16 protein-coding genes are annotated in these 20,912 nt (G+C 70.2%); 11 read left to right on the top strand and 5 right to left on the bottom strand.

What is annotated here, in order from left to right; translation table 11 throughout:
- Window positions 1-49: 49 nt before the first annotated feature.
- Entirely contained in the window at window positions 50-958 is a 909-nt protein-coding gene (locus CXQ92_RS02965; protein ID WP_258069788.1) for a sugar-binding transcriptional regulator, read from the bottom strand.
- A 266-nt stretch (window positions 959-1,224) separates the two neighbouring features.
- On the opposite strand from CXQ92_RS02965, the gene CXQ92_RS02960 reads away from it, so the two are divergent.
- The 8 genes from CXQ92_RS02960 to holA all read left to right on the top strand — a co-directional run bounded on the left by CXQ92_RS02960 (window position 1,225) and on the right by holA (window position 13,804).
- Window positions 1,225-2,916 carry a glycerol-3-phosphate dehydrogenase/oxidase gene (locus CXQ92_RS02960; protein WP_258069787.1) on the top strand — a complete coding sequence of 564 codons (1,692 nt, stop codon included), beginning with the start codon at window positions 1,225-1,227 and terminating at the stop codon, window positions 2,914-2,916.
- A 139-nt stretch (window positions 2,917-3,055) separates the two neighbouring features.
- Window positions 3,056-3,799, top strand: a complete 744-nt coding sequence (locus CXQ92_RS02955; protein ID WP_104165147.1) for an MIP/aquaporin family protein — start codon at window positions 3,056-3,058, stop codon at window positions 3,797-3,799.
- Window positions 3,800-3,868: 69 nt separating this feature from the next.
- Window positions 3,869-5,386, top strand: coding sequence for a glycerol kinase GlpK (gene glpK / locus CXQ92_RS02950; RefSeq protein ID WP_104165145.1), 1,518 nt, complete (start codon window positions 3,869-3,871; stop codon window positions 5,384-5,386).
- Window positions 5,387-5,687: 301 nt separating this feature from the next.
- On the top strand, window positions 5,688-8,186 hold the full coding sequence (leuS, locus tag CXQ92_RS02945; protein ID WP_104165143.1) for a leucine--tRNA ligase: 2,499 nt from the start codon (window positions 5,688-5,690) through the stop codon (window positions 8,184-8,186).
- Window positions 8,187-8,240: 54 nt separating this feature from the next.
- Complete coding sequence (locus CXQ92_RS02940; RefSeq protein WP_181033534.1) at window positions 8,241-9,110, top strand: DegV family protein; 870 nt, start codon at window positions 8,241-8,243, stop codon at window positions 9,108-9,110.
- Window positions 9,111-9,190: 80 nt separating this feature from the next.
- Window positions 9,191-10,126, top strand: coding sequence for a ComEA family DNA-binding protein (locus tag CXQ92_RS02935; protein WP_104165140.1), 936 nt, complete (start codon window positions 9,191-9,193; stop codon window positions 10,124-10,126).
- Complete coding sequence (locus CXQ92_RS02930; protein ID WP_104165138.1) at window positions 10,123-12,702, top strand: ComEC/Rec2 family competence protein; 2,580 nt, start codon at window positions 10,123-10,125, stop codon at window positions 12,700-12,702. The genes CXQ92_RS02935 and CXQ92_RS02930 overlap by 4 nt, the downstream gene beginning before the upstream one ends.
- Before the next feature lie 88 nt (window positions 12,703-12,790).
- A complete protein-coding gene (gene holA, locus CXQ92_RS02925) occupies window positions 12,791-13,804 on the top strand; it encodes a DNA polymerase III subunit delta (protein WP_258069679.1) in 1,014 nt (337 codons plus the stop codon).
- Between the two features lie 96 nt (window positions 13,805-13,900).
- On the opposite strand, the gene rpsT is transcribed toward holA, so the two are convergent.
- Both rpsT and CXQ92_RS02915 read right to left on the bottom strand, forming a co-directional pair.
- Complete coding sequence (rpsT, locus tag CXQ92_RS02920) at window positions 13,901-14,161, bottom strand: 30S ribosomal protein S20 (RefSeq protein ID WP_104120398.1); 261 nt, start codon at window positions 14,159-14,161, stop codon at window positions 13,901-13,903.
- A gap of 221 nt (window positions 14,162-14,382) precedes the next feature.
- Complete coding sequence (locus CXQ92_RS02915; protein WP_104165137.1) at window positions 14,383-14,913, bottom strand: type II toxin-antitoxin system PemK/MazF family toxin; 531 nt, start codon at window positions 14,911-14,913, stop codon at window positions 14,383-14,385.
- Window positions 14,914-15,158: 245 nt separating this feature from the next.
- Between CXQ92_RS02915 and lepA the strand changes: the two genes are divergently transcribed.
- Together lepA and hemW are read left to right on the top strand one after the other, a co-directional pair.
- On the top strand, window positions 15,159-17,012 hold the full coding sequence (lepA, locus tag CXQ92_RS02910; RefSeq protein ID WP_181033533.1) for a translation elongation factor 4: 1,854 nt from the start codon (window positions 15,159-15,161) through the stop codon (window positions 17,010-17,012).
- A 30-nt stretch (window positions 17,013-17,042) separates the two neighbouring features.
- The gene (gene hemW, locus CXQ92_RS02905) at window positions 17,043-18,272 is read left to right on the top strand and encodes a radical SAM family heme chaperone HemW (protein WP_104165133.1); all 1,230 of its coding nucleotides are present in this window, start codon (window positions 17,043-17,045) and stop codon (window positions 18,270-18,272) included.
- Window positions 18,273-18,314: 42 nt separating this feature from the next.
- On the opposite strand, the gene CXQ92_RS02900 is transcribed toward hemW, so the two are convergent.
- The gene (locus CXQ92_RS02900; RefSeq protein ID WP_104165132.1) at window positions 18,315-18,731 is read right to left on the bottom strand and encodes a DUF4870 domain-containing protein; all 417 of its coding nucleotides are present in this window, start codon (window positions 18,729-18,731) and stop codon (window positions 18,315-18,317) included.
- 79 nt (window positions 18,732-18,810) lie between these two features.
- Window positions 18,811-19,674: a DUF3097 family protein gene (locus CXQ92_RS02895; protein ID WP_104165130.1), complete on the bottom strand. Its 864-nt coding sequence runs from the start codon at window positions 19,672-19,674 to the stop codon at window positions 18,811-18,813.
- A gap of 176 nt (window positions 19,675-19,850) precedes the next feature.
- Between CXQ92_RS02895 and hrcA the strand changes: the two genes are divergently transcribed.
- The gene (hrcA, locus tag CXQ92_RS02890; RefSeq protein ID WP_104165129.1) at window positions 19,851-20,864 is read left to right on the top strand and encodes a heat-inducible transcriptional repressor HrcA; all 1,014 of its coding nucleotides are present in this window, start codon (window positions 19,851-19,853) and stop codon (window positions 20,862-20,864) included.
- Window positions 20,865-20,912 lie beyond the last annotated feature (48 nt).

Raw genomic sequence — 20,912 nt, 5'->3', positions numbered from 1 at the left:
TCTACCGAGACCGCCGGGGCCCGGGGCCCGGATCCGGCCGTGCGGGGAGCTAGGCGTGCAGGAGGCGGCGGGCCGAGCCTTCGTCGAGGATGAGATCCGACGCAAGGCCCGCGGCGAGGGCGCCTCGCAGGCCGTCGATCTTCGACTCGCCCGAGACCACGCAGATGCGCCGCCGGACCCGGCTCAGGGCGTCCAGATCGGGTCCCGTGCTGCGCCCGTTCAGGAGGATGTCGCGGTGGCTGCCGTCGGCCCGGAAGAACATGGTGGCCACGTCGCCGACCACCTCGTCCTTCTCCAGGGTGTCGAGATCCTCGCGGTCGAGGTACCCGCCGCTGTACACGTGGCTGGGGACCCCCGCGCCGATGGAGCCGACACCGAAGATCGCCATGGTCATGCGGCGCTGCAGGTCGAGGATCCGCCGGACACTGCGCTCATCCCACATGGCCGTCTTCGTCGCCGCGTGGTCGAAGAACGCGGGCACGGGGAACTGCTCGACGCGCGCCCCGTAGGCCTGCCCGAAGCGGCGCAGGATCTCGCTCGCGTACGTGATGCCCGTGGTCTGCGTGTTGCCCGCCCCGTTGAGCTGGACGATCGTGCTGTCGTGGGTCTGCTTGCGCGTGAGGTGGTGGCTGACAGCGCTGAGGGTCGAGCCCCAGGCGACGCCGATGATCGCGTTGGAGTCGACGAGGGGCCCGATGGTCCTGGCGGCCTGGATCGCGACGCGGTCGAGCACCTCGGAGTCGTTGACCGAATCCGCCACCGGGACCACATGGGCCTCCACGGAGAAGCGGCGGCGGATCTGCTGCTCCAGCGCGGGTGCCCGGTCGGACGGGTTGTTGACCTGGATCTGCACCAGGCCGGTCTCCCGTGCCATCGAGAGCAGCCGCGAGACGGTGGACCGGGAGGTGCGCAGTTCCCGGGCGATCGCGTTCATGGTCAGGTCCTGCAGGTAGTACATCTGGGCGGCCCGCAGGGCGTCCCTCGACCGGGATCCCGGCGACCGCTCCCGGGCCGGATCGTCTGCTTCCGCGCTGCCCCTCGTCGACGTCATCCCGTCAGTGTGGACTGCACTGCACGTTTGTGCAATGCGGTTGACTGCTATTCCCAGTCCTCGAAGAATGAGGAGTGCAGTAACCAATCCCGACATTGACGTTACGGAGTAGTACCTTGAGCATTCCAGCCGACCGGATCAACGGTGAAGGCACAACGACATCGACCCGCAAGGTGGTGCAGGAGCTCCGGGACAACCCCCGGGCCACGGTCCTGATCATCGGCGGCGGCATCAACGGGGTCGGCACGTTCCGCGACCTCGCACTCCAGGGGATCGATGTCGCGCTCGTCGAGCGTGGCGACTACTGCCAGGGTGCCTCGGGTGCGTCCTCGCACATGATCCACGGAGGCATCCGCTACCTCGAGAACGGCGAGTTCCGACTCGTCCGGGAATCCGTCGTCGAGCGCAACGCCCTCCTGCGGATCGCCCCCCACTACGTGAAGCCCCTCAAGACCACGATCCCCATCTACACCACGTTCTCCGGGATCCTCTCCGCCCCGATGCGTTTCCTGACGCACCGCCAGGGCAAGCAGGTCGAGCGGGGCGCCGTGCTCATCAAGGCCGGCCTGACCATGTACGACTTCTTCTCGCGTGACGGCGGCAATGTGCCCCGCCACTCGTTCGTCGGCCGCAAGAAGGCCCTCGCCGCCATGCCCGACGTCCGCAAGGACATCAAGTACGCGGCGACCTACTTCGACGCCTCGGTGCACAACCCCGAGCGCCTGACCCTCGACGTCCTGCGTGACGGGAAGATCGCCAACCCGTCCGCCCGGGCCGCGAACTACGTCAGCGCCATCGGGACGAGCGACGACGGCGTGCTGCTGCGTGACGAACTCACGGGCGAGACGTTCTCCTTCCAGGCCGACGTGGTCGTCAACGCCACCGGAGCGTGGACGGACGGGACCAACGCCACGCTCGGTACGGAGACCCGCTTCATGGGCGGCACCAAGGGCTCGCACATCGTGCTCGACCACCCCGAGCTGCTGAAAGCGTGCAACGGCACCGAGATCTTCTTCGAGCACGTCGACGGCCGGATCGTCCTGATCTACCCCATGGGCGACCGCGTCCTGGTCGGCACGACGGACATCGACGTCGACGTCGACGAGCAGGCGGTATGCACCGACGAGGAGATCGACTACTTCTTCGAGCTGATCGGACACGTCTTCCCGGACATCAAGGTCTCCAACGATCACATCGTCTACAGCTTCTCGGGCGTCCGTCCGTTGCCGCGGCACGACGAGACGCAGCCAGGCTTCGTCTCCCGCGACTACCGCATCGAGAAGCGCGAGGAGACGCTCGGCACGCGGAAGGTCACCACCCTCAGCCTCGTCGGCGGCAAATGGACCACCTTCCGTGCACTGTCCGAGCACCTCGCCGACGAGACGCTGGCCGCGCTCGGCGCCCCCCGCAAGACCTCGACCGCGGGCGTCGCCATAGGCGGCGGCCTGGACTTCCCGACCGACGAGGCCGCGGAGCGTGCCTGGGTCAGGAAGGCCGTGCGCCCCGGAGTCGACGAAGCACGGGTCGAGGTGCTGCTGACCCGTTACGGGACCCGTGCGACGGACGTCATCGAGTACCTGGCGGACGGCCCCGACAGGATGTTCCACTCCACGAAGGAGCTCAGCACGCGCGAACTCGCCTACATGGTGGAGAACGAGCAGGTCGGACACCTGATCGACGTCCTGATCCGCCGGACCTCGCTCGCCTTCAGGGGACTGGTCACCGCTGATCTGCTCGCAGAACTCGCCGACACCCTGGCGCCCCTGCTGGGGTGGGATGCAGCGCGATCAGCAGCCGAGACCAAGCTCGCCGAGAAGGTCCTCGCGGACGCGCACCGGGTGCATCTCAAGAACCTGACGCCGTAGCGGCACCCGCCGCATCGGGGTCGAGCCGCTGCTTCCAGCAGCGGTGCAGTGCCAACGGCAGTGGTTGCCGGGGGGAAGCGAACGGGTGCCGTCGAGGCGGCGGCACCCGTCGATAAGTGAATAGACAAAGGAGTCAAAGATGTCTCTGGACGTATTCGTCGCCGAAACATTCGGCACATTCATGCTGCTGTTGCTCGGCACCGGTGTGGTCGCGAATGTCGCGCTCGCCAAGACCAAGGGCAATAACGGCGGTTTTCTCATGGTCAACTTCGGGTGGGGGCTCGCCGTCTTCGCCGGCGTCTACGTCGCCGCGCTGTCCGGCGCCCACCTGAACTTCGCCGTCACCATGGGCCTCTGGGTGAACCCCGACGTCGCTGAATTCGCCCCCGGCGTGGACAAGGACTTCGTCAACGCCATGGGCTACCTCGCCGCACAGATGCTCGGCTCGATCCTCGGCGCCGTCTTCTGCTGGCTCGCCTACAAGCAGCACTTCGACGAGGAGCCGGAGCCCGCGAACAAGCTCGGCGTGTTCTCGACCGGTCCCGCCATCCGGAACTACGGCTGGAACCTCGTCACCGAGATCATCGGCACGTTCGTCCTCGTGTTCGTGATCCTGTCCTTCGGCAACACCCCGTCCGGCCTCGGCCCGCTCGCCGTCGCACTCCTCGTCGTCGGCATCGGTGCCTCGCTCGGTGGTCCCACCGGCTACGCCATCAACCCGAACCGCGACCTCGGCCCCCGTATCGCCCACGCCCTGCTCCCCATCAAGGGCAAGGGCAGCAGCGACTGGGGCTACGCGTGGGTCCCGGTCGTCGGACCGATCATCGGCGGCGTCCTCGCCGGCATCGTCATCCAGTACGTCTCTTTCCCGCCCGCAGCCTAGAGAGCATTGCCTCGGGCGGCCCTACGGCCGCCCGCTTCTCCACGTCGTCATCCAATGAAGGAGTAAGACATGTCGCAGCAGTACGTCATCGCCATCGACCAGGGCACCACCTCGAGCCGTGCCATCGTGTTCGACCACAAGGGGGACATCGTGTCCTCCGGCCAGAAGGAGCACGAGCAGATCTTCCCGAAGGCCGGCTGGGTGGAGCACGATCCCGCCGAGATTTGGAACAACACCCGCGAGGTCATCGGCAACGCGCTGTCCAAGGCCAACCTCACCCGCCACGACATCGCCGCGGTCGGCATCACCAACCAGCGTGAGACCGCCGTCGTCTGGGACAGGACCACCGGCAAGGCCGTGTACAACGCCATCGTCTGGCAGGACACGCGGACCCAGAACATCGTCGACGACCTCGCCAAGGACGGCGGCGTCGAGCGCTACAAGGCGAAGGTCGGACTCCCGCTGGCCACCTACTTCTCCGGCACCAAGATCAAGTGGATCCTCGACAACGTCGACGGTGCCCGCGCGAAGGCCGAGGCCGGCGACCTCCTGTTCGGCAACACGGACTCCTGGGTCACCTGGAACCTCACGGGCGGCACCGACGGCGGCGTGCACATCACCGACGTCACCAACGCCTCCCGCACCCTGTTCATGGACCTCGAGACCCTGTCCTGGGACGAGTCGATCCTCGCCGACTTCGGCGTCCCGCTCTCGATGATGCCCGCTATCAAGTCCTCCTCGGAGGTCTACGGCACCGTCCACACCTCGCAGCTCCTCCGCGAGGTGCCCGTCGCCGGCATCCTCGGTGACCAGCAGGCAGCGACGTTCGGCCAGGCGGCGTTCGAGAAGGGCGGCGCGAAGAACACCTACGGCACCGGCAACTTCATGATCGTCAACACCGGCGAGGAGATCGTCCACTCGAAGAACGGCCTGCTCACGACCGTCTGCTACAAGCTCGGGGACGCGAAGCCGGTCTACGCGCTCGAAGGGTCGATCGCCGTCACCGGTTCGCTGATCCAGTGGCTCCGCGACAATCTCGGCATCATCAGGAGCGCCCCCGAGGTGGAGCAGCTCGCGACGACGGTCGAGGACAACGGCGGCGTCTACATCGTCCCTGCGTTCTCCGGCCTCTTCGCACCGTACTGGCGTTCCGACGCCCGCGGCGCGATCGTCGGCCTGACCCGCTTCGTCAACAAGGGCCACATCGCCCGCGCCGCACTGGAGGCGACGGCCTTCCAGACCCGCGAGGTGCTGGACGCGGCCAACGCCGACTCCGGGGTGAACATGGAGGACCTCAGGGTCGACGGCGGCATGGTCGCCAACGACGCCCTGATGCAGTTCCAGGCCGACATCCTCGGCATCCCTGTCATCCGCCCGAAGGTCACGGAGACCACGGCCCTCGGCGCCGCCTACGCCGCGGGCCTCGCCGTCGGCTTTTGGAAGGACACCGACGAGCTCGCCACCAACTGGGCCGAGGACAAGCGCTGGGACCCGGCGATGGACGACGCCGAGCGTGACCGTCAGCTCCGCATGTGGAAGAAGGCCGTCACGAAGACCTTCGACTGGATCGACGAGGACGTGCGCTAGCACGGGTGCATCGAGGGCATCCCCGGTCCGTCGGTCCGACGGGCGGGGGTGCCCTTCCCGCGCGCCGCCCCGGCCGGGCGCCGTTCGGCGTGCACTGCTAAAGTGAAGGCATGCTGCGCATCATGCTCCTTACGTAGCCGTACGGTCTCCGCCGTGCGGCCAGCCCCTCCCGTCTGCGAGGGGCTTTTGTGTGTCCGGCGCAGGACCGCCCCCGTCGTCGCGCCGCCGGGTCGCAGCACGAGCCAGGCAGTGACGCATCACCGCAGAACCACGTTCCACCGACAGGACAGGCCAACATACAGTGAGCAGCAACCCCGAGGTCGCTCAGCCGGACGACAACACCTACGATTTCCCGGCCATCGAGGCGAAGTGGCCGGCGGTCTGGGACAGGCTCCGGGCGTTCGCCCCGGTCGACGACGGCTCGCGCGAGCGGTGCTACGTGCTGGACATGTTCCCCTACCCGTCGGGCGACCTGCACATGGGCCACGCCGAGGCGTTCGCCATGGGCGACGTCGCCGCGCGCTTCTACCGGCAGAAGGGGTTCGACGTCCTGCACCCGATCGGCTGGGACTCGTTCGGGCTCCCGGCCGAGAACGCGGCGATCAAGCGCAACGCGCATCCGGCCGAGTGGACGTACGCGAACATCGAGACCCAGGCGAACTCGTTCCGACGCTATGCGATCAGCGCGGACTGGGACCGCCGGCTGCACACCTCGGACCCGGAGTACTACCGGTGGACGCAGTGGCTGTTCGTGCGGTTCTTCCAGAAGGGACTGGCGTACCGCCGGGACTCGCCGGTGAACTGGTGCCCGAAGGACCAGACGGTGCTGGCGAACGAGCAGGTCATCAACGGTGCGTGCGACCGGTGCGGGACCATGGTCACCAAGAAGAGCCTCAACCAGTGGTACTTCAAGATCACGGACTACGCGGACCGCCTGCTCGACGACATGGAGCAGCTGAAGGGCCACTGGCCGGAGCGTGTGCTCGCCATGCAGCGCAACTGGATCGGCCGGTCCGAGGGGGCCCACGTCCGCTTCCGGATCGGGGCCGACGGCGACCTGCCGGACACCGATGTCACCGTCTTCACGACGCGTCCCGACACCCTGTACGGGGCGACCTTCTTCGTCGTCGCCGCGGATGCCCCCCTGGCGCTCGACCTGGTCACCCCGGAGCACCGGGCCGCCCTGGACGCGTACCGCGAGCAGGTCAAGGGACTCTCGGAGATCGAACGGCAGGCCACCGAGCGGGAGAAGACCGGCGTCTTCACCGGCCGCTACGCCGTCAACCCCCTCAACGGCGAGAAGCTGCCCGTGTGGGCCGCGGACTACGTGCTGGCCGACTACGGCACCGGCGCGATCATGGCCGTCCCCGCCCACGATCAGCGTGACCTCGACTTCGCGCGGGCCTTCGACCTGCCGGTCCGCACCGTCGTCGACACCGGCGCGGAGGACGCCGCCGCCACCGGGATCGCGACGACGGGCGAAGGAATCCTCGTCAACTCGGGGGAGCTGACCGGCCTGGACAAGGCGACCGCCATCCGCCGCGCCGTCGAGCTGATCGAGGCACAGGGCACCGGCGAGCACACCATCAACTACCGGCTGCGCGACTGGCTGCTGTCGCGGCAGCGCTTCTGGGGGACGCCGATCCCGATCATCCACTGCCCGTCCTGCGGGGAGGTCCCGGTCCCCGACGACCAGCTGCCCGTCACCCTCCCCGAGGGACTCCGCGGGGAATCCCTCGCCCCGAAGGGGACCTCGCCGCTGGCCGCCGTCGAGGAGTGGGTCGACGTGGCCTGCCCGTCCTGCGGGGGTGCCGCGCGGCGGGACACCGACACCATGGACACGTTCGTGGACTCGTCCTGGTACTACCTGCGCTTCATCGATCCGCACCTGGACACCGCACCCTTCGACACCGAGGCCGTCAACCGCTGGCTGCCGGTGGGCCAGTACGTGGGCGGCGTCGAGCACGCCATCCTCCACCTGCTCTACAGCCGGTTCTTCACCAAGGTCCTGTTCGACCTCGGCATGGTCTCCTTCACCGAACCCTTCAGCGCCCTGCTCAACCAGGGCCAGGTGCTCAACGGCGGCAAGGCCATGAGCAAGTCCCTCGGCAACGGGGTGGACCTCGGCGAGCAGCTCGACCGCTTCGGCGTCGACGCCGTCCGCCTGACCATGGTGTTCGCCTCCCCGCCGGAGGACGACGTCGACTGGGCGGACGTGTCGCCGTCGGGCTCCGCGAAGTTCCTGGCCCGCGCCTGGCGGCTGGGCGGCGACGTGACGAGCGCCGTCGGCGCCGACCCGGCGGCGGGTGACCGGGCACTGCGCTCCGTGACCCACCGGACGGTCGCGGACGCCTCCGAGCTCATGGAGGCCAACAAGTTCAACGTCGTCATCGCGAAGCTGATGGAACTGGTCAACGCGACGAGGAAGGCCATCGACTCCGGGGTGGGTGGCGGGGATCCAGCCGTCCGCGAGGCGACGGAGGCCGTCGCCGTCATCCTCGGCCTGTTCGCGCCCTACACGGCCGAGGATCTGTGGGAGCGGCTCGGCCACGAGGCGACCGTGGCGACGGCGGGCTGGCCCGTGGTCGATCCCGGCCTGCTGACGCAGGACAGCGTGGTCGCCGTCGTGCAGGTGCAGGGCAAGGTGCGCGACCGCCTGACGGTCTCGCCGGACATCGACGAGGACGCCCTGCGCGCGCTCGCGCTGGCCAGTGAGCAGGTGCAGCGCGTCCTGGACGGTCGCGACGTGCGGACGGTCATCGTGCGCGCGCCCAAGCTGGTCAACATCGTCCCGGCCTGATGGGACCCCGATGAGCCGGGCATCGACGGGCGGCGGATCGGTGGGGGACGCGCTGTGCGCATAGCCGTCGTCACCGATTCCGCCGCGGGCTTCCCGCCCGGCTGGCGCCTGCCCGGGGCGCCCGCCGAGGGGATCGAGGTGGTCCCCATGCCGGTGCTCGTGGGCGACGAGATCCTCACCGGCGAGTACGACGACGTCACGGCCCCGCTGATGATGGCCCTCGCGGCCGGCGAGGACGTGCGCACCTCGCGTCCGTCGCCCGGCCAGTTCGACCGGTTGTACGGCCGGCTCGACGACGAAGGCTACGACGGCATCGTGTCCGTGCACCTCTCGGGGCTGCTGTCCGGAACGGCGGACGCGGCGCGTCTCGCGGCGTCCCGGGCGGCGCTGCCCGTCGAGGTCATCGACACGCGGACGGCCGCCATGGCGCAGGGCAGGGCGGCCCTCGCCGCCCTGGCGGCGGCACGCCGCAGCGGTGACCTGCAGGCCTCGGCCGCCGCCGCGGCGATGGCTGCCCGCGGGTCGGCGCTCTACTTCTACGTCCCGAGCCTCGAGCAGCTGCGGCGCGGTGGACGGGTCACCGGCGCGGCCGGATGGCTCGGGACACTGCTCTCCGTCCGGGTGATCCTCCATGTGCAGGGTGGTCGCCTGGTGCCGCTGGAGCGGATGCGCACAGCCGCCCGGGGGATCCAGCGGCTGCAGGAACTGGCCGAGGCCGACGTCGCGCGACGGGGTGCGGGAGCCCTGCTGACCGTGCATCATTTCGGCAACGAGGAGGAGGGTGAAGCCCTCGTCGGGCGGCTCGAGCTGTCCCTCGGGGCCGGCCGGGTCTCCCTGGCACCCTGCCCCGCGGTCCTCGCCGCCCACGCCGGTCTCGGCGTCGTGGCCGTGACGGTCAGTGCGGAGCAGCCCGGGCTCGACTGACACACGCGGGGACCTGCCGAGATGTCCACATAGCGGCATCGGCCCTCGGGGACGTTCCTCCCCGTTCCTAGGGTGGCTGCATGGGAAAGCACCGATGGCCGACAGCGGGGGACGCCGGGGCGCGGTCGCCCCGCCCGCTTCCGCTCGGCGAGCCCGATGGCGGCACCGACGGTCATGGTCCCGCCGATGCCGACGAGGGGGTGCCCCGCCATCCCGGGGGTGTCCAGTGGCGTGTCGCGCGCTCGGCCGCGCTCGTGTTCCTCGGCGTCGCGCTGGCCGTCGGAGCGGCCCTCTTCCTCGTCCGCAGCTCCGAACCCTCCGCCGCCGCCGTCTCGGTACAGCTCGATGCCGGGCCCACCGATTCGCGTGAGGGGAGCGCCGCCGGTCCTGCGGACAGCGGACCCGGCCCTGGGGGCAGCCCCGGCCCTGCCGAGGGGGCGTCCGCTCCAGCGGGCGGCAGCACTCTGCCGGGCGGTCGCGCCGGGCCTGGTGTCCCGTCCGGTGCCGATGCAGGGGAGGGGCCGGTGATCGTGTACGTCACCGGGGCGGTGGCGTCCCCCGGGGTCATCACGGTTCCCGCCGGCACCCGCCTCGTCGAGGTCATCGAGCGTGCGGGGGGCGCCCTCCCGGAGGCCGACCTCGAAGGGATCAACCTCGCCGGGATTCCGGCCGATGGCCAGCACATCCATCTGCTGGCGGTGGGCGAGGAGCCCCGCCCCGTCGTGGGGGAGCCTCCGGCTCCCGCGTCCCCGCGGGACGGGTCCGGGGACCCACCGGATCCGACGGCGGGCGGTGCCCGCGACGCTGCCGGTGCGCTGTCGGGGACCATCGACATCAACACCGCCACACTGGCCGAGATCGAGACGCTCCCCGGGGTGGGACCCGTCCTCGGCCAGCGGATCATCGATTGGCGGGACGAGCACGGCCCCTTCGTCCAGGCTGCCGACGTCGACGCCGTCCCCGGCATCGGTCCCGCGCTGCTCGAGGGGATCCTGCCCCTCGTCGCCGTCCGGTGAGCCGGGCGACCGGACACCGTGCCGCCCTCGGCGGCGGGTCGGGGCGAGACCTGCCTCCCGGCGCCACATCGGACGGCGCCGAGTCGGGTGGTGCGGTGTCGGACGGGCGGCGCCTTCCGCGCTGGAGAGGCGATCTGAGGCTCCTGCCCTCCGCCGCAGCGGCGTGGATCGCCGCCGCGACCGCCATCCACGGTGGAGCGCCCGGCGCGACGGCAGGAGGCCTCCTCGCCGGTGCGGCCGGCCTCGTTCTCGGGTGTGTGCTCCTCCTGGTCCCTCGGGGGCGGGCTCCCACGTGGGCGGTGGTATCCGCGCAGGCCCTCCCCCCGGCCGCTGCTCTGGCGCTCGTCCTGCTGGCTGCGGGCGGCAGCCTCGCCCGCGCCGAATCCGGGCCGGTCGACCGGGCGGTGCAGGCCGGCGTGCCGTTCACGGCGGTCCTGCGGATCTCGGGCGAGCCGATGCTCCTGCCGCAGGGTGCCTTCGGCGGCGGGGATCGCTATCTGGTGGATGCCGACGTGATCGGGGGCGTCCTGCAGGGGAGACGATTCGCCTCCAGGACACCGGTCGCGGTCCTCGCGCCGGAGCAGTGGGGTGGGATGGGGACCGGAGACACGGTGCGAGTACTGGGAACCGCGAAGCCCTCCGATCGTGTCGGCAGGGCGGTTGCGGTCTTCCTGCCCGCCAGTCCACCGACCATCGATGAGGCGGGCGGGTGGCTGGGCTATACCGATCGTCTGAGGACGCATTTCCGGGAGCTCTCCCTGCACGACGACCGCGACGGAGGGCTGCTGCCGGGCATGGCGCTCGGTGACAGGACCGGTCTGGACCCCGTCCTGGGGGACGCCATGAGGACCACCGGGTTGACGCACCTGACGGCCGTGAGCGGGGCGAACTGCTCCTACGTCGTGGCCTTCACCTTCCTGGCCCTGCGTCTCGTCCGCGCCCCGCGTCCGGCGGCGGCCGTGGGAGCGGTGGTCGCCCTCGCGGGGTTCGTGATGCTGGTCCGGCCCGAACCGAGTGTCCTCCGCGCCGCCGTGATGGGCTCGATCGGTGTCGTGGCCGTCCTGTCCGGGCGCGGGAGGGTGTCGTTGACCCTCCTGATGCTGTCCGTGATCGTCCTGCTCGCCGCGGATCCCTGGCTCTCCGTGTCCTACGCCTTCGTGCTGTCGGTCGCCGCGACCCTGGGACTCGTCCTCGCCGGACCACGGGTGTCGGCGACCCTCGAGCGGGTGATGCCGCGACTCGCCGCGCAACTGCTGGCGATCCCGTTGACCGCACAGCTGTTCTGCACACCCGTCCTCGTGCTGATCCAACCCTCGCTCCCGCTGTACTCATTGCCCGCGAACGTCCTCGCCTCCCCGGCCGTCCCCGCGATCACCCTGCTGGGCATGCTCGCCGTCCTGGCGCTCGTCGTCGCGCCGGTCCTGGCACCCCCGCTGATCGCCTCCGCCCAGTGGGGTACGCGGTGGGTCGCCGGCGTGGCGGAGGTGCTGTCCCACGGCCCGGGGGCAGCGGTGCCGTGGCTCCCGGGGGTACCCGGAGCGGTCGCCGCGGCGGCCGTATCGCTGACGGTCCTGCTGATCCTCGCCCGGCGGGAACCTCCGGGCGCCACCCGGGGAAGTACCGGTCCCCGCCGACACCGGTCGCCTCTGGGCCGGTCGATCCCGCACCGCGCCCCGTCCCCGGGGCTCGAGTCGGCCGTTGCTCCCGTGGGGGCCCGCCGCCGGCGTACGACGGCGGTGGTCCTCGCGGTCCTGGTCCTGTGCGTGGCCGCCGCCGCGATCGTCCGGGTGAGGGCGGGACCCGCCGCCGGGGAATGGGATCTGGCGATGTGCGACGTCGGCCAGGGCGACGGCATGGTCCTGGAGACGACGCCCGGCCACGCACTGGTCGTCGACGCCGGGCCGGACCCGGACGCCATGGACCGCTGCCTGGACACCCTGCACGTTGAGGTCATCGATGCCCTCGTCATCACGCACCTGCACGACGACCATTACGGCGGCGTCGAGGGCGTCCTCCGCGGACGGGCCCTGTCGGCCCTCTACTACTCCAGCGGCGAAGCCGGCCTTCCTTCGGAACTGACCGAGGCCGCGGCGGCGGGCGGCGTCGAACCCGAGCGGCTCGACACCACGACCAGCCTCGACCTCGCCCCGCTCCGGGTCCGCGTCCTCTGGCCCACGGCGGCAGCGGACCTGACGGAGGAGAACAACGCGAGCGCGGTCCTGGACGTCGAGGTCCCGTCGCCCGCCCGCCCCGTCAGGATCCTGTTGACCGGCGACCTCGAGGAGGACGCCGCGGCGGCGCTGCTCGGCGTCGACCCCGGCCTGGCGGACAGGGGCGTCGACATCCTCAAGATCGCGCACCACGGGGCGAGGAACGGGGGCACGGCGGTGATCGACGCGGTCGGCCCGCGCCTGGCGCTCATCTCCGCGGGGAAGGACAACGAGTACGGCCACCCGCATCCGGGCATCCTCGACGCGCTCGGCCGGGCAGGGATCACGGTCGCCCGGACGGACGAGCTGGGCTCCTTCACGGTGCACGTCGTCGGCGCGACCGTCGAGGTCCGACCGCTCCGCTGACGCGTCCGGGACCCGGAGGGCGGCGACTTTGAGGCGCGTCGACGCCGTGCAACAGTAGGAGGTGTTTCGAAGGAAGGAACCTCGCCACGTGGCAACGAGATCACCGGCCGGCCGGACCGGCGCCGCCCATCAGCAGACAGCCTCCTGGCGTGACGTGCAACCGGCGGGAGTCGTCCTGCTCGCGGGCCCGGAGGACTACCTCGCGTCGAAGGCGGCGGAGTCCATCCGCCGGCAGGTCCGGACGGCCCAGCCCGAAGCCGAGCTGGTCCGGTTCGACGCCGGATCCTACGAGGCCGGCCACCTGGCCATGCAGGCCAGCCCGTCACTCTTCGGGGACTGGAAGATCATCGAGGTGGCGGGGCTGGCGCAGATGAGCGACGCCTTCCTGCTCGACGCGCTGTCCTACCTCGCCGACCCGGCACCCGACGTCGTGCTGGTGCTGCGCCATTCCGGCGGCAACCGCGGCAAGAAGCTCCTGGACGCGATCAAGGCCGCCCGGGCCACCGTCGTCGACTGCCAGCCGCTGAAGAAGGATGGCGAGAAGGCCGAGTTCGTCACCACGGAGTTCCGCCTCGCACGCCGACGCATCGACCCCGATGCCGTCCGGGCGCTCGTGGCCGCCGTCGGATCCCAGCTGCCGGAGCTCGCGGCCGCCTGCCAGCAGCTCATGGCCGACATGACCGGCGACGTCACCGTCGAGACGGTGGAGAAGTACTACGGGGGTCGCGTCGAGGCGACGGGTTTCAAGGTGGCCGACGCGGCGCTGGCGGGACGCACGGCGCAGGCGCTGTCGATGCTGCGCCACGCCCTCGCAACGGGCGCCGACCCCGTCCCCATCGTCGCCGCCCTCGCGATGAAGGTCCGGGCCGTCGCGAAGGTCCACGGGGTCCGGGGCTCCTCCATGCAGCTCGCCAAGGACCTGGGGATGGCGCCGTGGCAGGTGGACCAGGCACGGAAGGAAGCGCAGCGTTTCAGCGCCGACGCCCTTGTCCGGTGTGTCCGGGCCCTCGCGGAGGCCGACGCCCAGGTGAAGGGCGAGTCGCGGGACCCCGTCTATGCGGTCGAACGCGCCGTCACCGTCATCGCGCTCGGGGACGGCTGACCGGGCGTCCCGCCGGGCGGCGGCGCCGACGGCTCCGGAGGAACGACGAAGGGCCGGCCCCGTCAGGAGCCGGCCCTTCGTCGAAGGTTCCGCAGCTTAGAGCGCGTTGACCTTCTTGGAGATCGCGGACTTGCGGTTCGCTGCGTTGTTCTTGTGCAGCACACCCTTGGTGACGGCCTTGTCGAGCTTGCGGCTGGCTGCCTGCAGCGCCGTAGCGGCAGCGTCCTTGTCCGCACCCTCGACGGCCGTGTTCACGGCGCGGATGGCGGTCTTGAGCTCGGACTTGACCGAGTTGTTACGCTGCCTCGCCTTTTCGTTGGTGAGGATGCGCTTCTTCTGGGACTTGATATTTGCCACGTATGAAAACTTTCTTTGTATTGCGGACTGGTCGTGAGGGTATTTCGGCCAACCGAAGACTGAGCGGCGTGGGGATACCGTGTGGCGATCGGCCAAAGTGCCCGAAGACCTGCGCGGACACACAGCTATACAGATTAGCAGAAACCCGCACGCAACCCGAGCGGTCCGGCGTCGGCCGCTGGTTCCGGCGGCTGCGCCGGGCGCGTCCGAGCACCTGCAGGTCAGTCGAGCAGGTGCTCGGGGACCCTCGCGACCACCTGTTCGTACTGCCGGCGAGGGAGGACGGCGCCCTCCCTCCTGACGTCTCCGGGCAGGATGCGGAGCACGCGGTCAACTCTCACCTCGCTCGGGCGCCCCTGCCGGTCCCATGCCCCCGTTCCGATGTCGACGTAGCGGTCATCGTGATCGCCGGCGTTGTTGCGGTCCCGGCTGGTCAGCATCAGCCCGAGCAGGATTCCGCCCTCCCGCCCCACCAGCAGCACCGGCCGGTCCTTCCCCTGCGACGGGTCGTCCTCGTACGGCACCCATGTCCAGACGATCTCCCCGGGGTCGGGCTTGCCGTCCGCGGTGGGGGAGTACGCACCCAGGGCCGTCCGCCGATCGCTCCGGGGTGGCCGGGACGGGGACATCCCCGGACGTCGGGCCGGCCGCCGCCGCACAGGGGCGTCCTCCCGCTCGACGGGCGTGGTGCTGGCGGCGGCGCGGACGACGCGGTTCGCGAGGACCAGGAGGGAACGCAGGGTGATCGCCATGGTCGAATCCTAGCGAGCACGGCGTCGGCGTCGGCGACCGGCGGTCCGAGCGGCGGTCCGCGGCAGAGACACGGCAGCCGGTGCGGACGATTGCCGCAGCCGTGCGGCGTCATGGGACACTAGGGGAGGCCTCCGTGGACCGGCGGGCCCGGACCCGAGGCCTACCCGCCCGGCCGTCGGACGCCGGACCCGGTTTGGTGAGAGACCCTGCAAGAGACCCTGTTCCGCAAGAGTGAGGAAGCTACGTGTCACCCATGGCCCGCACCGCTCCGGTGCCTGCCGCCACCGATCCGGCGATCATCAGGAATTTCTGCATCATCGCCCACATCGATCACGGGAAGTCCACGCTGGCGGACCGCATGCTGCAGCTCACGGGAGCCGTCGAGCAGCGGGACATGAAGGCGCAGTACCTCGACCGGATGGATATCGAGCGCGAGCGCGGCATCACCATCAAGTCCCAGGCGGTGCGCCTGCCCTGGGAGGTCGACGGCACCGCCTATGCCCTCAACATGATCGACACACCCGGCCACGTGGACTTCACCTATGAGGTGTCACGGTCCCTCGCGGCCTGTGAGGGCGCGGTCCTGCTCGTCGACGCGGCGCAGGGCATCGAGGCCCAGACCCTCGCGAACCTGTACCTCGCGATGGAGAACAACCTCACGATCATCCCGGTGCTGAACAAGATCGACCTGCCGGCCGCCCAGCCCGAGAAGTACGCGGCGGAACTGGCGAGCCTGATCGGTGGCGAGCCGGAGGACGTGCTGAGGGTGTCCGGCAAGACCGGCATGGGCGTCGAGGTCCTCATGGACAAGATCGTCCGCGACCTCCCGTCACCGACCGGTGATCCGGACGCCCCGGCCCGGGCCATGATCTTCGATTCCGTGTACGACACCTACCGCGGCGTGGTCACCTACGTGCGGGTCGTCGACGGCAAGCTCAGCCCGCGCGAGCGCATCCAGATGATGTCCACACGGGCCAGCCACGAGCTGCTCGAGATCGGCGTCAGCTCCCCCGAGCCCAAGCCCAGCAAGGGTCTGGGCGTCGGCGAGGTGGGCTACCTGATCACGGGCGTCAAGGACGTCCGCCAGTCGAAGGTCGGCGACACCGTCACCAACCTGGCCAAGCCGGCCGCCCAGTCGCTGGGCGGGTACCAGGATCCGAAGCCCATGGTCTTCTCGGGTCTGTATCCGCTGGACGGCACCGACTATCCCGTGCTGCGCGATGCCCTCGCGAAGTTCACCCTGAACGATGCCGCCCTGGTCTACGAGCCCGAGACCTCGGCCGCGCTGGGCTTCGGGTTCCGCGTCGGCTTCCTCGGGCTGCTGCACCTCGAGATCACCCGCGAGCGCCTCGAGCGCGAGTACAACCTCGACCTCATCTCCACCGCACCGAACGTGGAGTACGAGGTCACCCTCGAGGACAAGCGCGTGCTGAAGGTGACCAACCCCAGCGAGTACCCCGTGGGCAAGATCGCCGAGGTGCGCGAGCCCATGGTGTCGGCGACCATCCTCGCACCGTCCGAGTTCGTCGGCGCCATCATGGAGCTCTGCCAGCAGCGCCGCGGTGTCCTCGGCGGCATGGACTACCTGTCCGAGGAGCGCGTCGAGATCCGGTACCGGCTGCCGCTCGCGGAGATCGTCTTCGACTTCTTCGATCTGCTGAAGTCCAAGACCCGCGGCTACGGGTCCCTCGACTGGAAGGCCGACGGCGACCAAGTGTCCGACCTCGTCAAGGTGGACATCCTCCTCCAGGGCGAGCAGGTGGATGCCTTCAGTGCCATCACCCACCGCGACAAGGCCTATGCCTACGGCGTCATGATGACGGGCAAGCTCCGCGAGCTGATCCCACGCCAGCAGTTCGAGGTCCCCATCCAGGCCGCGATCGGGGCCCGCATCATCGCCCGGGAGAGCATCCGCGCGATCCGCAAGGACGTCCTCGCCAAGTGCTACGGCGGCGACATCACCCGCAAGCGCAAGCTGCTCGAGAAGCAGAAGGAGGGCAAGAAGCGCATGAAGATGGTGGGGCGCGTGGAAGTTCCCCAGGAAGCCTTCATCGCGGCCCTGTCCTCCGACGAGTCGAAGGACAAAGCCAAGAAGTGATGCGCCACTGTTCCGGGTGGACGGGACGTCATGCCTAGTGTCCTGCCGCTCGGCCTGCCGGCACCGGAGGACGGCGTCCTGCCGTCCTCCGCAGCGCGGGGAGCCGTCGACCGCGCCTTCTGCCTCTATGTCCACATCCCGTTCTGCGCCGTCCGGTGCGGCTACTGCGACTTCAACACCTACACGGCCACGGAGCTCGGCGGCGGCGCATCGCAGGACGCGTACGCCGGCTCCGTCCTCACGGAACTCGCCCTCGGCGCCCGGGCGCTCGAAGCCTCGGGTGTGCCGCCACGGCCACTGGCGACGGTCTTCTTCGGGGGCGGAACGCCCACGCTGCTCCCCGCGGAGGACCTCGCGGCGATCCTCCGGGCGGCCCGTGACCGGTGGGGACTGGCGCCCGACGCCGAGGTGACCACCGAGGCGAACCCGGACTCCGTCACGCCGGAATCGCTGGGGGTCCTTCGGGAGGCCGGCTTCACCCGGATCTCCTTCGGCATGCAGTCCGCCGTGCCGCACGTCCTGGCGGTCCTCGACCGGACCCACTCCCCGGAGCGCGTCCCGCAGGCCGTGCAATGGGCCCGGGAGGCCGGGCTGAAGGTCAGCCTCGACCTGATCTACGGCACCCCGGGGGAGTCCCTGGAGGACTGGCGGACATCCCTGGCCACGGCGCTGTCCTACGGCCCCGACCACATCTCCGCCTACGCCCTCATCATCGAGGACGGGACGAAGCTCGCATCGCGCATCCGCCGCGGGCAGGTGCCGCCGATCGACGACGACGACCACGCCGACAAGTACGCCCTCGCGGACGAGATGCTCACCGAGGGCGGGCTGCAGTGGTACGAGGTGAGCAACTGGGCGCGCACCCCCGCCGACGCCTGCCGGCACAACCTGGCCTACTGGCGCGGCAGTGACTGGTGGGGAGCGGGCCCGGGAGCTCACTCGCACGTCGGCGGCACCCGCTGGTGGAACGTGAAGCACCCACGCCCCTACGCGGACGCCCTGGCGGCGGGCCGTTCCCCGGCGGCCGGACGCGAGGTCCTGTCGGACGAGGACCGCTACGTCGAGGACGTGATGCTGCGGGTGCGCCTGCGGGAGGGGCTTGCCGCCGACACCCTCACGTCGTCGGGCCGTCGGGCCGTCGCGGGCCTGATCGCGGACGGGCTCGTCGAGCCGGCGGCGGCCTTCGCGGGTCGCGTGGTCCTGACGTTCAGGGGTCGGCTGCTCGCGGATGCCGTCGTGCGCCGGCTGCTGCCCGACTGAGCCGGTGGCCGCCCCCCGACCCATCCGGAACGGGTCGGTGGTTCAGCGGATGAGGCGCAGGTTCAGGGGGTAGCGGTAGGGCCGGCCGCGGTTCACCTGGATGCCGGCGTTCACCGAGAAGACGGTGATCGTCAGCCAGATGAGGGCGTTGGCGACGGCGAACACCCCGCCGACGACCGGCACCAGGGAGAGCAGCCAGGTAATCAGCGCGAGGATCGTGGGAGGGAGCGTGAAGTTCAGCGCCTCCTTCGACTCCTGGGCCGTGAACGGGCCGCGATCCTTGAAGATGAGGAAGATCAGCAGGGAGGGGATGAATCCGAGGATCCCTCCGAAGTGGGCCAGGGTCGCGAACTGGCGATCCTCCGACGCCGTCAGGGGAAGGGCGTTCGCGGGAGTGCCTTCGAATGCGGGCTGCGACTCGCTCCGTCCGTGGTGCTGGCGGTCGGCGGTATTGGACAACGTGGATTCCTTTGCTGGCTGTCGAAGAACTTCCCCCGGAGTGTGATCCAAGGATACGTGGTGGCCGGGACCGCCCGGCTCAGGAACCGCCCGGAGCCGCGGTGAGGAAGTCGATCACTTCCTCGACCCGGCCCAGCAGGGAAGGCTCCAGATCCGCGTAGGTGCTGACCCGACCGAGGATGCGTTTCCATCCGTTGGCCACGGCGGCCTGGTCGTGGTGGGGCCAGCCGAGACCGGCCAGGATGCCCGTCTTCCAGTCCTGGCCGCGGGGGACCACGGGCCAGGCCGCCAGGCCCAGCGCCGCCGGCTTCACGGCCTGCCAGACGTCCACGTACGGGTGGCCGACGATCAGCACGTTGCCGCGGGCCCCGGGAGCGGTCATCGCCCGCTGCGCGATCCGGGATTCCTTGGTGCCCGGGAGCAGGTGGTCGACGAGGATGCCGAGTCTGCGCTGCGGACCGGGGCCGAAGGCGCGGATGGCGCCTTCCAGGTCGTCCACGCCGTGCAGCGGCTCGACGACGATCCCCTCCAGGCGCAGGTCGTCGCCCCACACCTTCTCGACGAGCTCGGCATCGTGCTGGCCCTCCACCCAGATCCTGCTCGCGCGGGCGGTCCTGGCCCTCGCGTTCTCCACCCGCACGGAGCCGGAGGCGGTGCGGTTGGCGGTGCGGGCGGCGGTGCGTGCGGCGCCCGGGACGGGAGCGACGACGTGGACCGGGCGTCCGTCGAGGAGGAAGCCGTGGCCGAGCCGGAACGTGCGCGTCTTGCCGCGCCGGTCCTCGAGCACCATCACGTGGAGACCGCCGGACTTCTCGACGCGGACCACCGCGCCCACGAATCCGCTCTGAACGTCCTCGAGGACCATGTCCTTCTCCACGGGGACATCGGCGAGTTCCACCCGCTTCGGGGCCGCTAGGTCGCGGGCTCCCCAGCCGTAGTCCATCCCGGGTGTGTCCTTCCCACGGGGGCTCCGACGGTCTGCCGCAGCCCGGGATCCCAATGCTAACAATCGAAGCGGACGTACTAGACTTGGCACTTGGGCGTGTCGAGTGCTAACCGTGGGGGTACCCGCCTGCCACGCGAGCCCAGGGGAGGAACGGAGCCGGAGGTGACACAGGAATGAGTGAACCGCGACGCCTGGAGGTGCTCCGGGCCATCGTCGAGGACTACGTCCACTCCCGGGAGCCCGTCGGGTCCAAGGCCCTGGTGGACCGCCACCGGCTCGGCGTCTCCTCGGCCACCATCCGCAACGACATGGCCGTCCTCGAGGAGGAGGGCCTGATCACCGCGCCGCACACCAGCTCGGGACGCATCCCCACCGACAAGGGCTACCGCCTGTTCGTGGACCGCATCTCCGAGGTCAAGCCGTTGTCCGCGCCGGAGAAGAAGGCCATCCAGACCCTCCTCGAGGGTGCCGAGGACCTCGACGACGTCATGGACCGCACGGTGAGGCTGCTCGCGCAGATCACCCACCAGGTGGCCGTCGTCCAGTTCCCCCGCGTCGGCGGGGCGTCCGTGCGGCACATCGAATGCGTGCTGTTGGCCCCGCAGCAGATCCTCGTCGTCCTGATCGCGACGAACGGCACGGTGCAGCAGCGCATCGTACGGACCCACGCGGACATCGAGGAGTCCGAGCTCGCCGAGCTCAAGCAGCGCATCCTGTCCGCCGTGTCGGGCGTGAAGCTCGCGGCGCTCCCGGGTGAGCTCGGCCTCGCCCTCTCGCAGTTCCCTCCAGGCCTCCGTGCCCACGGGGGTACGATCGTCAGGGCACTCGAACAGCTCGCCGGGCTCGGGCGGGACGATCGCATCCTGCTGGCCGGGACGGCCAACCTGGCCCGCTCCACCGGGGACTTCCCGCTGAGCATCGGCCCCGTCCTGGAGGCTCTCGAGGAGCAGGTGGTCATGCTGAGGCTGCTGTCGGAGATGGAATACGACGCGCGCGGCATCTCGGTGCGGATCGGGAGCGAGAACCCCTACGGAGGGCTGTCGGAGGCCTCCGTGGTGGCGACAGGGTACGGACCGGATGCCGGAGCGAAGCTCGGGATCCTCGGCCCCACCCGCATGGACTACCCGACGACGATGGCGGCGGTGCGCGCCGTCGCCCGCTACCTCTCGAGGATCCTCGAGGAATAACACGGGAGCGGGCAGCGGTTCTGGGTAGTCGATGGCCGCCCACGGCCG

The sequence above is a fragment of the Arthrobacter sp. SX1312 genome, from assembly GCF_002929295.1.
GTDB lineage: Bacteria > Actinomycetota > Actinomycetes > Actinomycetales > Micrococcaceae > Arthrobacter_D.
Note: the sequence above shows the minus strand (reverse complement) of the source record. Positions and strands in the feature narration are given on the sequence as shown.